This is a genomic window from Thermococcus sp. (genome assembly GCF_027066465.1).
Classification (GTDB): Archaea; Methanobacteriota_B; Thermococci; order Thermococcales; family Thermococcaceae; genus Thermococcus.
The window spans coordinates 1-11,489 of the sequence record NZ_JAMONU010000092.1; the positions used below are offsets into that span (position 1 = coordinate 1).

Sequence of the window (11,489 nt, forward strand, 5' to 3'; positions counted from 1 at the left end):
GAAAGCTTCATAAGGGCCAGACTTCCCCTCGGCGAGGCGCCGATTTCAACGTTCCTCTTGTCCTTACGGGTCGCCTCGACTATGGAGACGATGTAATCGAGGATTGGCTCGCTCAGATAAACGTCCTCGATGGCCCTCTGCATCTCAACGACTTCCTCAGCGCTTACGACCGGGTTTATGTCAACCTCCTCCCTCTTACGCTCCATCCTCCTCCTTAGTATCTCCTTCTCCTCCTCCCTCGTGGGATAGCCAACGTGAAGCCTGACCAGAAACCTGTCGAGCTGGGCCTCGGGAAGGGGGTAAGTTCCCTCCTGCTCTATCGGGTTCTGGGTCGCTATGACCACGAACGGCTTCGGCAGGGGGTACGTTTTGCCCTCAACAGTTACCTGTCTCTCCTGCATCGCCTCAAGCAGGGCCGACTGCGTCTTCGGTGGAGAGCGGTTTATCTCGTCGGCGAGGAGTATGTTCGTGAAGACAGGGCCCCTTCTGAACTCAAACTCGAGGGTCTTCTGGTTGAAGACCGAGACTCCGATGATGTCGCTGGGTAGCAAATCTGGGGTGAACTGGACGCGCTTGAACTCCAGACCCAAGGCCCGGGCAAAGCTCTTGGCCATCAGAGTTTTTGCCAAGCCGGGGAGGTCTTCGATGAGGACGTGGCCGTCCGCTAGAATCGTCGTCAGTATCATCTTCAGAACGTTTTCCTTTCCCACTATGGCCTTCCCAACCTCCCTGAGGACTAGGTTAGACTTCTCGTGGACTTCCTCCACCTTCATTCAGCTCATCCTCCAGAATTTTTAAAGCCTTTTTAAGACCCTCGTAGGGGTCGGGAGATGAGTAGAAGGCCTTTAAGGCTGGGGGCGGGTTTGAACGAAGCTCGCGGAAGTTGCGCTCACCGCCGAAGAGGAGGTACTCAATCTCCAAGAGCTCCTCCTCAATCAGCTTCCGGGAATGGCCCTTTTTGAGACCCTTAACGGCGTTCAAAATCCTTTCGAAGTCGGACTTTCTCTCAAAGGTCTCCTCCTCACTCCCGCTCAGTTTATAGGGAAACCTGACGTCCTCGCTCAGCAGTACTGAGGCCAGGGACACCGCCAAGAGAACAACCGCAATCCACCTCATGTAGTACGGCCCGGGGGCTATCGAAAGGAACACCAAAACGCCGGCTAAAGTGAGCCTGCCTTTAAACCTCTTAACTTTCGAGAATCTCATTTGCCTTCCCCCTCAGCCGGTTGTATATCTCAAGCGCCCTCTTGGCATCCTCCCAGCTCACCCTCTCGGGGGCGTACTTCGCCTTTTCGAAGAGCCTGGCGAGTTCAACAAAGACCTCGTGCATGTACCTTACGTGCTCCGCATGCTCCCAGTGCGTCCAGCTTTCGCGGTAGGGTATCCCAAGGCCCTCAAGCCACAGGACGGCGTTTTTGTATATCCCAACGATGGCCTCCCTCGGGTCCCTGAACTTCTCAAGGCCCAGCTCATCGAGCTGTCTATCGAAGCTCTTTGCCATCTCAATCTTCCTCTTCCTCTCAATCTCAGCTTTTCCAAGGTTGTAGTAGTAATAGCCAAGGTATGCGAAGACCACTATCAGGGGAACCAAAAAGACCACCCAGATGTGCGTGAGGTAGCGGCCCGAAAATGAAACGGGGCCGAGCGTTCCGTTTGCGGTCACGAGGGGCTTGGCGTAGTGAAGGCCGGTGTAGTTTGAAGCGTTTGCCGTAACGTTGTGGGGCACGCCCTTCGTGACGCCTCTCACATTGCTGTGAACGGCCTTAGAGAAGTGCCTGAAGGCCGCCATCATAGCAAGGGCAAAGATTAGGGGGGGCAGATGTCTCAAGAGAACGTGAGCGAGGGACATCTTCGGTTCAGGCGCGTACCTGTCCCTGATGTAAATGGACAGCACCAAGATTAAGATAAGTCCTGAGAAAACGCCTACCATCATAGCTATTGTCGCCAGGTCAAGCAGTTGGTTGAACTGCTCCGCTGAGAGCTTCCGCGTTGGAACAAGAAAAGTGTGGCTGTTCATAAGGAGGGATATCGTTACAACCGTTAGAGTCAGCAGTGCCACGAACTTTGCTTTGGTGGACATTTTAATCCACACCATTGAAAGGGGAGAGCTTTTAAAAGATTTACGGGGGAGTAAAATTAGGTGGGAGCATGGAGAGGATGCCGAGGCTTTACGTTGAGGGGAGGAGAGAAGACTGCATTGATAACGGCAGGGTTACGAGGGACTGCGTGATTATTGAGAACAACGTTGAGGTCTGGCTCAAGAAAGGCGACGAGGTTCCCGAGTTTATAGGGGAGAACGCAAAGTTTCTGGTAAAGGAAGTCTACGACCGCTTTTACCTATACGTGGACAGAACCACCAACAGAATGAACTCCGACGCAGTACTGGTTCTTCCCGACGGAAGAACGAGAATATACCTCAAAAGGGGAGACGAGCTTATGCTCCTTCCGGTGGAGGGGTTTACAAAGACCCTGATAGCCAACGTGGGGAACAGGGTCAGAACGGGAGACGTCTTTGCGGCGGTAACAACCAGAAAGGGTGAGGTTCACTACCTCAAACCTCCCCGCAACGGAACCGTCGTCTTCATCGACGAGATAACCAACAGACCCCACTACGTTTACTACATACTCCCGGAGGACTGATTACTCACCCCTCATCCCATTTACCATTGCATCAACGCTCGACCTCAAAGCGAGCCGTATGGCGTCCAGTCTGTCCATCCCCTTCATCGTTCTACTGTTGTAGGCGCTCGTTATGATGAGGGACCAACGGTAGAGACCGTCCCTGACGGGGGCACTTTGGAACATTGCAATGAACTTCTCATCCCCGGAGCTGACCTCGACTATCTCCACATCGGCATCCCCCATTTTGGAGGAGTAAACTTCCCGGACTTTAAGCCCGCTGTATTCGTCCTTCAAAATGTCAGAAAGGTATCCCATAGACGTCACCTGTATAACATAGCGCAAAGACCCTTATATACTTGTTGCACAAAAAAATAAGGAACCAAAAGGATTATAAGGGTTGGGAGTAAGCCCAGTTGAAGACAGTTTTGGAGTTGAAGGAAATGAAAGTTGAAGCTGGCGATTACGTTCTGTTCAACTACGTTGGAAGATTTGAGAACGGAGAAATTTTTGATACGAGTGTCGAGGAGCTTGCCAAGGAGCACGGCATTTACGTTGAAGGAAGGGAGTACGGTCCAATGTGGGCCAAAGTAGGGGCCGGGGAGATAATCGAAGGCCTTGACGAGGCCATGATTGGCATGGAACCGGGGGAGAAGAAAACCGTCACGGTTCCCCCGGAAAAGGGCTACGGAATGCCAAGAAAGGAGCTGATAATACAGGTTCCGGCCGAGGAGTTCCAGAAGGCGGGTCTCGAACCTGAGGAGGGTCTGTACGTTATGACCGACTCAGGGATAGCAAAAATACTGAAGGTCGAGGAAAACCTCGTCACACTGGACTTCAACCACCCGCTGGCGGGGAAAACCCTGGTCTTCGAGATTGAAGTTCTTGATGTAAAGAAATCAGAAGGCGGAGATGTTGAGTGAAGTTGCCCCTCTGAAGACCACGATGCCTATCAGGGCCAGAAAGAGACCGTATTTCAGGCCCGCACTGTATTTTCCTTCCCTTATTACCCCTATTCCAAGTCCCGAGATTATCGCCTGAATTACGACGAAGGCCATCAAGATGAACCGTATGTCCGCGAGCGGAAAGTGGATGCCCGCCTGCCCAGCGCTCATGACGTTCATAACTTGGTAGACGATTCCCAGTATCAGGGGACCAACGAAACCGCTCGTTATTATGAAGAACATCATCTGCATTCCGGTGGAGGCCTTGCGCTCCTGCTTTATCCTGAGTATCTCCCTGACATCGTTTCCGACTGAGACGAGAACGTCGCTCATTGGGGCGCCCCTTTCAAGGGCTTCGATGATAATCATTATCGAACGGTAGATGACCTGGGATTTGTGGTTTCTTATTGCGAAGGCCCTGAGGGCGTCAACTGTGGGGCGGCCCTTCTTTATCTCGGCGACAGTTCTCTTGAACTCGTCTGTCAAGGCACCGAATTTGGCCGTTGTGAGTTCCTCGAGGGCCTCGGAGAAGGATATGCCCGCCCTAAGTGAGCTTGCAAGGTAGAAGAACGCATCGGGAAGGTTCTTCTCCATCTCTTCTATGCGGCGGGAGATTCTCCACTGTGGATAGCCGTAAGCAACGAAGATAAAAACCGCAATACCTGAAAGAAGTGCGTAGAGCGGCTTAGTTACGAGGAACGCAACGAGGGTAACTATTATGCCGACTAGGACGGAGATTACAAGGTACTCAACGGCGAGGAAGTTTATACCCGCCGAGTATATTATAAGCTCGTAGCGCTTGAGCCATCTCTCCGGAACGATGCGCTTCATGATGGAAACCAGAGCATCGCTAAGCCTCGTCTTCGGCAACTCCCTCACCTCGGCTCGCCCTTCTTAATCATGTTGACTATAATCAGCGACAGCGAGGGGAACGCAAAGAGCAGTATCACCGCGAGGGCGTTGGGCTGGATTACCAGCTTCCTCGCGAGGATTGAACCGGCCAGGATTGCAACGATGAACATCGTGGGCATAACTATCGTCATGAACATGTAAACGAACGCTATACCGTTAATCTTCTGAACGTACTCAACCAGCTTCATGCGGTACTCAAAGGAGAAGTCCTCTGCAAGCTTGTAGAGTATCTCCGCGAGGTTGCCGCCGAACTTCACGGCACGCAACATCTGTTTGACTACCCTGCTTATGTTGTCGGAGCCCATTTTCTCCTCGAACTTCGTGAGCGCGTCCTCAAAGGAGGAACCAGTTCTCATCTCCCTTATGATTAGCTCGAACTCCTCCGACAGGGCGCCGTAGTCGGCCTTGGCAACCGACAGCATCGCCTCTGCTATACCAACTCCCGCGCTGAGGAGGGCGGCCATGTGCCTCAGGGCGTAGGGCATCGCCCTCTCAACCTCCACAACGCGCCTCTTCCAGACCATCCTCGGGTACTGGCGCATATAGAGGAATCCACCGATAAATCCAAGAAGGCCTATCAGGAGCGACGTTGTTATCGGGATGTATATCAGGTAAGCGAATATGAAACCGAAGAACCCGGAGAACATTGAAACTCCCAGCATTAAAGCCACATACTTTTCCTTGGACATGAATATGTTCGCCCTGTAAAGGTCGTATTCAAGGCCCTTGATTGAACTTGTAAGGGTTTGAACAGGTCCCCTGAAGTACTTCAATATCGCCTCCGCCAGTCTGTCAGAAAAGGGCTGGCTTATCTCCTGCTTCCTCCATTCGAGGACTTCCTCGACGATTTTCTCTCTTTCGGTTTCCTCCCTCTCCTCCTCTATTTCCTTTTGAAGCTGTTTGAGAAGTCTAAGCCTTTCCTGAACTGACTTGCCCTTCGGAAGCTTCTTAAGGGGCTTCTCCGTAATCTCTATCGTCTTTCCCCCGAGCTTCTCGAGAAAGTCTGCAAACCCCATCGGACCACCTCATATGAAGTTCTGAATCTGTTTGCTCGTCTCGACGCTGCTCTCGGCCATTATCCTCTTGAGCAGCTCCTCCTCGTCGATGTAGAACTGCCTTATGTAGTGGCCGACCTTGTCTATGCTCCTTATTCCCTTCTCAATCATCCACTCGAGGATTATCTTCCTCTTCTCAATCTCAAGCTCTATCTCCGCAACGCTCATCCCCGTGTGGTGGGCCAGGGTGTTTATAGTCCTGCTCGGAACTCCCGTCGGAATGAGCTCGTCCTTTGCGGGGTCGTATTTGTAGAGCTTGTTTATCTGCACGCTCTCCCCCTCGATTCCTGAAACTTCTGCAATCTCGGTTATCCTCCTTATGGTTCCCCTCTTTCTGCTGTGGAAGCGAACCTGCATTATGATTATGTCGAGGGCGGGAATCATTATTCTGGGGACGTTCATCGGAGGGCTTTCAAGCCTGATTATAGTTTCCCTGGCACTGTTGGCGTGAATCGTGCTCATACATCCATCGTGACCGGTGTTCATTGCCGTGAACATCGTCCTAGCTTCCTCACCGCGGACCTCACCGACGATAATCCTGTCCGGACGCATACGGAGGGTGTTCTTCACAAGGTCATCCATCGTGACCTCTCCCTTGCCCTCGAGGTTCGGCGGCCTAGTTTCAAGCCTTATCCAGTGCTCAACGGGAAGCTGAAGTTCGGCGGTGTCTTCTATACTTATAACACGCTCGCTCGGCGGAATGAACATCCCAAGGGAGTTTAAAGTCGTGGTTTTACCGGAACCGGTTCCACCGGCGACGAGTATGTTGGCCGGCTTGACGCCGAGACCGTCAACGAGAACCCAGAGGAACGCCGCGATATCTGAACTCATGGTTCCGTACCTAATCAGGTCTATTATCGTGAGCGGGTCCTTCTTGAACTTACGGATTGTGATTGTTGGGCCATCCAGGCTTATGGGGGGTATCGTGGCATTGACACGGCTTCCATCGGGGAGGCGGGCGTCCAAAAGGGGACTCTGCTGGTCAATCCTTCTGCCGACTTCCCTAGCTATTCTCTCGATTATGTTCAGTATCTCCTTCTCGTCGGGGAACGTTATGTTGGTTTTGCACATGTTGAAGCGCCTGTGCCAGACGTAGACCGGCCTGCCGGTTCCAATGACCATAATCTCCTCAAGGTTGTCGTCCCTGACGAGAGGGTCGAGCTTGCCGTAGCCTATCATCTGCTGGACTATCATGTCGGCCAGCAGTTCAATTCTGCCCTCTGAGTAGTTCGGGGCTTCCTCACGAATCATCTTCTTAACTGCGTTCATGAAGACCTTTCTGCGCTCCTCGGGGTCGGGAATCGCCGTCGGGTCTATCTGTATCTCGGTTATCGCCCTCTCCCGTATTCTTCTGAGAAGCTCCTCCTCATCCCTGCTGAGCTTCGGAAACCTGAGTTCGTATATCGGCACAGGTTCGCCCTTGACCTTAAGGATTCTGACGTTTCCGTAGGCGTCCAGAACCTGGGCCCTGCCCGCGTAGGGGGTTTCCTCCTCGAGGGGCGTTGAACCCAGTATATCCTGAAGGCTTGAAATCGGTTTAACGGCCCGCTTTTCCTCCGGCTCGGGCTTTGAAAGGATTTCACTGAGGAAGTCAACACTCGCTCCGGGAGGTGAAACCGGGGAAGACTTCGACGCTTTCTCCTTGGGTTCGGGCTTTGAGAATATATCCTCGAGAACGCTGGAAGCCGGAGGGAGCTCCTTCTCCCCCTTCTCCTCCTTCGGCGGCTTTTTCTCCGGGGATGCCTTTTCTCCGCCGCCCAGTATATTGCTGAGCAAATCGGCACCTGATTCAACGCTCGACTCCTTTTCTTTCTCTCCGCCCTTGAGAATATCCTCTAAGGTACCGCCTCCCTGAGAGAGGAAGGGCAACGGCGGCTCCTCTTCCTTCTTATTCAAAACCTTCTCAAGAGGGTCCTCTCCAGCCAAGATTTCATCTATCCAGGAAATCCCCTCTTTCTTCTTCTTTCTCTCACCCAACACGGACTCTCACCGTCCCGAGTTCGTCCAGCTCACGCGGTAAGTTATGTTAATCTGGTCGCTCATAAATATAATCCAGACCGGGAAGTTCATCTGGGGGTGCTCCCTCGGCTTGAGGGCAGGCTGACCAACCTTGACACCAGAGAGCAGCGTGTTCGTCAGCTTAAAGAGTTCCGAGCCGGCGTTGGGCTTCTCCGTGGGGACCTTCCTGGAGGGAGGGGTGAGTCCCCGAACCTTCCAGATGAACTGGGAAACGTACTGACTGTAGGTCATCGTGTAATTGGGGGAGTAGTCAAACATCTTTGCACCCTGGAATATCACCGGCACCGAAACCGCGAAGAGCACGGCGAAGGGCTTCTCACTGCTGTAATGGCTGGGAACGTTGGTGAGCCTGAAGGCTACGGTTCCATCATATTTGAGCACTTTGATGTACCGGTCTATGAAGGGGAACAGCGTTCTGAGGCTCATAATCATCGGATAGTTTAGAAGCTGGGGGTAAACGACCCCGCACGTCAGCCGGTTTATCTGGGAAGCCGGTATGGGAACGTTGACGCTGCTCACGGTTCCGTTGGAGTACGTGACTGAGGTTATGTGCCCGATTCCGCCGCAGATGTCCTGATAATCCCTGAGAGGAACTGAGTAGGAGGCGTTCGACGTTATCTGGAAGTTTACAACAACGGTCTCGTAGGGCATAATCCAGAAGCCTATGTAGTAGTTTAGGCTGTGAAGGACAGTGTACGAGGAAACCTGACCCACTATTTCACCCGTGGAGGTGCGGTTGTTAACGTTGAACTCGATTCCACCGAGGCGGTATACGTGGAAGTCGTACCGGGGGTTCACAACGATGAACTTGGGATAGGGGGCAAGGTTAACTAGGGTAACGTTCAGGTTAAGCATGACCTCCCCGAGGATTCCTATGTTGTTGTAGCTTCCAACTGTAGTCGTTCCGGGAAGCGTGAATGTTTCGGCGGAAGCGAATGAAAACGAGATAGTTAACAAAACAAAAAGAAAACCCAAGGGCTTTTTCATGTCCCATCACCTCACGTGGATATCTTGGCTATGTACAGGTCCTGCTGGTTCTGAAGTATGTCGGGAACGAATATTGAGGGAACCTTCACTATTATGAGGAATTCCGTGTCTGGTGGAAGGACGAGCATGTCTGAGGATTCCTCGAGGTTTATGACTTTCCAGCCGTAGTTCTCAAGCTGCTGTTTAACCTCCTCGCTTGCCTGAATCTTGCCGGCGGCTATGGCCTTGAGTATCTCCGCAAGGTTCACGTTGTAGGTGTAGCTCGCGGACGAGCTCTGGCTTGAGGTCTGGCTGTTGGAGTAGGTGTCCGTGTAGGTAGTGCCGTTGGTATAGGAGATACCTCCCGGATTGTATGCAGAGGAGTGCTGCTCGTTGTAGTTTGTTGAAGACGAGCTTGTCGATGAACTCGTCTGGCTCTGCGATTCGCTGACGGCGATTTGACCGGCGGTGCTCGGAAGGAGAACCATCTCAACGTATCCCTGGTTGGCTATCTCGTGGTAGGAACCCTTCGTTCCGTTGCTGGCGAAGAACATTATCTTGTCGCCGGGCTTGAGGAAGCCGCCGGCTATTCTGTCCCTCGGAAGGAGAAGGGCTATCTCGACGTACTGAACGGGGTAGACCTGATACTGGAGAAGCTCTTGGTAGCTCATTATGCTCCCAAGTATGGCCTTCGCTTCGGACTTTGACACAAGGGTCTTAACGCCGTTCTTTTCGAGGATGACGTCGGGTGTCGTTATGCTGTCAATCCTGTAGAAGTAGTAGTCCCTCCACAGGGAGAGCAGGTACGGGTCGGGGTTGATGGCCTCAACCTGCTCCACGGTCTTGGCCTCTTTAACCTGCTGTTCAAGGCTCTGCAACGTGGACACTACCTTAGCCTTCAGGCTGTCGGGGAGGGGCATCGAGAGGAGGGGCTGGAAGGCGAGCTCAATAGACTTGAGTTTTTCCTGCTTGGTCTGATTGAGAATCCTCTCGTATTCAAGCTGCCTCTGTTTCGCAACACAGGAATCATAGGCCTGGACGGCCTTATCAAAATATGTCTTCACGTTTATGGCGTTTAGCTCCTGAAGGGTCTTAGCCTGCAGTATCTTGTTCACGACCTCGGTCTTGTACTGGTTGGCGTATTTGGTACAGTTAGGGTTCGTAAAGTTGCCGGCCTTAAAGTAATAGGCCACCTCACGGAGCTTCTGCTCGCGGGCGTTCTTGAGTTCGTTGGCAGCCCTGTTCTGGAGGTAAGCGTAAGCCCCTACAGAGATTATGAGTATGATTATTATCAGGATTGATGCACCGATGAGAATCCTCTTCCTTCTCTCCTTCTCGCGTATGCTACTAATAGACCTCGGCCTGCGAGGGGGCTTTTTGGGAGCTGCGGCCGGCGGTTTTGCTGGGGGGGTAGATGGTTCCGCGCTAACCTTACCCAGCTCCCTCAAACGCCGGATTTTCGCTTCAATATCCTCGGCCACGTTGAGCACCACCGTTAGCGTTATAATCGGCCTTCTATAATCGAATAACCTTTTGAACCTCAAGCTTTATTTAGATTTCGGTGAGAAAATGGAGAGGTTAGAGATTAGAGTCGTTGAAATTCGGGGAAACTGTCCCGTTTTTAAGCGGGGGGACATGATAGTCATCGAAGGGCCGAGAGTAAAGCTCGACGAGACCGACGCGATATGCACCCACGCCTTCGCCTCACTGCTCCCCTACATAGTGGCCCTGCGAAAGGGTATTAAACCAAGCGAGCTAGGCCTCGGAAGGGGAGAGAAAGCCTACGTCCAGTGCCTCGACCCGGGACCGCCTTATACCGACGGGGGAACTGTAATCTTCGAGATAACGGTGGTTAGAGATGAAGCAGAGGAAAGCCTGGAAGGTCGTTAGGGAGGTCATAGACGAGGCCGACGTGATAGTCGAGGTAGTCGATGCGAGGGACCCGATAGGGACGCGCAACAGAAAACTCGAGAGATTAGTTCAGGAAGCTGGTAAACCTCTCCTCATAGTGATGAACAAGGCTGATTTGGTGCCGAAGGAGTGGGCCGAGGAGTACAAGCGGAAGAGCGAGATACCGGTCGTCTTCATATCCGCGAGGGAGAGAAAGGGAACCGGAATCCTGAGGAGGGAACTCAAAAAGCTCGCAAAGCCCCTCCTTGACGAGAAGGAGAAAGTTAAGGTCGCCCTCATAGGCTACCCCAACGTCGGCAAGAGCACGATAATCAACACCCTGAAAGGAAAAAGGGCCGTCGGAACAGCCCCGATACCTGGCTACACCAAAGGAAAACAACTAATAAGGCTCAGCAAGAAGCTCTGGCTTCTCGACAGCCCCGGAGTCGTTCCGATAGACGACTTCGATGAGCTGGTCATTAAAGGAGGCTTTCCGGCGGATAAGATTGAGGAACCCGTCAAGCCGGCCTTGAAGCTAATCTCCAGAATCCTTGAGACGAGGAGGGAAGCCATAACCGAGAAGTTCGGCATCGAAGCCGAAAGCGAGGAGGAAATCCTCAGGCGGATAGGGGAAAAGAGGGGCCTCATAAAGGCCGGCGGAGAAGTTGATTTGGAAGAAACTGCGAGGTGGCTCCTCCGCGAGTGGCAGACAGGCCGCTTCACGCTGTTCGCGAGCGAGGAGGAAAAGAGCCAGGACTTCGTTTGGGACTTCAAGGAAGTCCTCGACGGCGTCGAGTGGGAACTCCTCCTCGACCCGAGGAGAATCCTCTGGAAGTATGGAGACCAGCTAAAGGAGAAGCTCGATAACCAGAAGAGGGCCGGAGTGAGAGAGATAGAGGGGGTAACGGTGGGTATAGCGACGGGCTTCAAGAAGTGCGACTCGGCTTTGAAGTTCCTCGAAGAATTAACGGGGAAGAGCGCCATCGCGAGCGAGTGCTTCGGGAAGAAGTGGAAAGGGGTTGTGGCGATTCTCGACTAACGGGTTTTCCCCAACGGGCTTCTCAGCTTCGGCACAAACCGTCCC

At 52.8% G+C, this 11,489-nt stretch carries 13 protein-coding genes; 4 read left to right on the plus strand and 9 right to left on the minus strand.

Annotation, left to right across the window (positions count from 1 at the left end; genetic code table 11):
• From MVK46_RS04365 to MVK46_RS04375, 3 genes are all read right to left on the minus strand, one after another.
• Positions 1-773 (minus strand): AAA family ATPase (locus MVK46_RS04365; protein WP_297535427.1); only part of this gene is annotated, 773 nt, incomplete at its 3' end.
• On the minus strand, positions 742-1,206 hold the full coding sequence (locus tag MVK46_RS04370; RefSeq protein ID WP_297535428.1) for a hypothetical protein: 465 nt from the start codon (positions 1,204-1,206) through the stop codon (positions 742-744). The genes MVK46_RS04365 and MVK46_RS04370, both read right to left, overlap by 32 nt.
• On the minus strand, positions 1,187-2,080 hold the full coding sequence (locus tag MVK46_RS04375) for a DUF4129 domain-containing protein (RefSeq protein ID WP_297535429.1): 894 nt from the start codon (positions 2,078-2,080) through the stop codon (positions 1,187-1,189). Before MVK46_RS04375 ends, MVK46_RS04370 begins: the two co-directional genes overlap by 20 nt.
• 68 nt (positions 2,081-2,148) lie before the next feature.
• On the opposite strand from MVK46_RS04375, the gene MVK46_RS04380 reads away from it, so the two are divergent.
• Positions 2,149-2,640, plus strand: a complete 492-nt coding sequence (locus tag MVK46_RS04380; protein ID WP_297535430.1) for a DUF2118 domain-containing protein — start codon at positions 2,149-2,151, stop codon at positions 2,638-2,640.
• On the opposite strand, the gene MVK46_RS04385 is transcribed toward MVK46_RS04380, so the two are convergent.
• Positions 2,641-2,937, minus strand: a complete 297-nt coding sequence (locus MVK46_RS04385) for a hypothetical protein (RefSeq protein WP_297535431.1) — start codon at positions 2,935-2,937, stop codon at positions 2,641-2,643.
• Between the two features lie 125 nt (positions 2,938-3,062).
• Between MVK46_RS04385 and MVK46_RS04390 the strand changes: the two genes are divergently transcribed.
• A complete protein-coding gene (locus MVK46_RS04390) occupies positions 3,063-3,542 on the plus strand; it encodes a peptidylprolyl isomerase (protein WP_297535432.1) in 480 nt (159 codons plus the stop codon).
• Here MVK46_RS04390 and MVK46_RS04395 read toward each other — a convergent pair.
• From MVK46_RS04395 to MVK46_RS04415, 5 genes are read right to left on the minus strand one after another with little or no spacing between them, the layout of a single operon-like run.
• On the minus strand, positions 3,519-4,394 hold the full coding sequence (locus MVK46_RS04395) for a type II secretion system F family protein (RefSeq protein ID WP_297535439.1): 876 nt from the start codon (positions 4,392-4,394) through the stop codon (positions 3,519-3,521). The genes MVK46_RS04390 and MVK46_RS04395 overlap by 24 nt on opposite strands.
• A 44-nt stretch (positions 4,395-4,438) precedes the next feature.
• Positions 4,439-5,491, minus strand: coding sequence for a type II secretion system F family protein (locus MVK46_RS04400; RefSeq protein WP_297535433.1), 1,053 nt, complete (start codon positions 5,489-5,491; stop codon positions 4,439-4,441).
• Between the two features lie 9 nt (positions 5,492-5,500).
• On the minus strand, positions 5,501-7,507 hold the full coding sequence (locus tag MVK46_RS04405; RefSeq protein WP_297535434.1) for a CpaF family protein: 2,007 nt from the start codon (positions 7,505-7,507) through the stop codon (positions 5,501-5,503).
• Between the two features lie 9 nt (positions 7,508-7,516).
• Positions 7,517-8,536, minus strand: a complete 1,020-nt coding sequence (locus MVK46_RS04410; RefSeq protein WP_297535435.1) for a hypothetical protein — start codon at positions 8,534-8,536, stop codon at positions 7,517-7,519.
• A gap of 11 nt (positions 8,537-8,547) precedes the next feature.
• Positions 8,548-9,996, minus strand: coding sequence for a DUF515 domain-containing protein (locus MVK46_RS04415; protein ID WP_297535436.1), 1,449 nt, complete (start codon positions 9,994-9,996; stop codon positions 8,548-8,550).
• 88 nt (positions 9,997-10,084) lie between these two features.
• Here MVK46_RS04415 and MVK46_RS04420 point away from each other — a divergent pair, with 88 nt between their 5' ends.
• Together MVK46_RS04420 and MVK46_RS04425 are read left to right on the plus strand one after the other, a co-directional pair.
• On the plus strand, positions 10,085-10,405 hold the full coding sequence (locus MVK46_RS04420; protein WP_297535437.1) for a TIGR04076 family protein: 321 nt from the start codon (positions 10,085-10,087) through the stop codon (positions 10,403-10,405).
• Entirely contained in the window at positions 10,374-11,444 is a 1,071-nt protein-coding gene (locus MVK46_RS04425; protein WP_297535438.1) for a GTPase, read from the plus strand. Before MVK46_RS04420 ends, MVK46_RS04425 begins: the two co-directional genes overlap by 32 nt.
• Positions 11,445-11,489: the final 45 nt, after the last annotated feature.

Coding starts and splice junctions, on each gene's coding strand:
- MVK46_RS04385 (WP_297535431.1), bottom strand. CDS start 2,937: ATGGGATACCTTTCTGACATTTTGAAGGACGAATACAGCGGGCTTAAA.
- MVK46_RS04390 (WP_297535432.1), top strand. CDS start 3,063: ATGAAAGTTGAAGCTGGCGATTACGTTCTGTTCAACTACGTTGGAAGA.
- MVK46_RS04410 (WP_297535435.1), bottom strand. CDS start 8,536: ATGAAAAAGCCCTTGGGTTTTCTTTTTGTTTTGTTAACTATCTCGTTT.
- MVK46_RS04380 (WP_297535430.1), top strand. CDS start 2,149: ATGGAGAGGATGCCGAGGCTTTACGTTGAGGGGAGGAGAGAAGACTGC.
- MVK46_RS04400 (WP_297535433.1), bottom strand. CDS start 5,491: ATGGGGTTTGCAGACTTTCTCGAGAAGCTCGGGGGAAAGACGATAGAG.
- MVK46_RS04425 (WP_297535438.1), top strand. CDS start 10,374: ATGAAGCAGAGGAAAGCCTGGAAGGTCGTTAGGGAGGTCATAGACGAG.
- MVK46_RS04395 (WP_297535439.1), bottom strand. CDS start 4,394: ATGAAGCGCATCGTTCCGGAGAGATGGCTCAAGCGCTACGAGCTTATA.
- MVK46_RS04375 (WP_297535429.1), bottom strand. CDS start 2,080: ATGTCCACCAAAGCAAAGTTCGTGGCACTGCTGACTCTAACGGTTGTA.
- MVK46_RS04370 (WP_297535428.1), bottom strand. CDS start 1,206: ATGAGATTCTCGAAAGTTAAGAGGTTTAAAGGCAGGCTCACTTTAGCC.
- MVK46_RS04420 (WP_297535437.1), top strand. CDS start 10,085: ATGGAGAGGTTAGAGATTAGAGTCGTTGAAATTCGGGGAAACTGTCCC.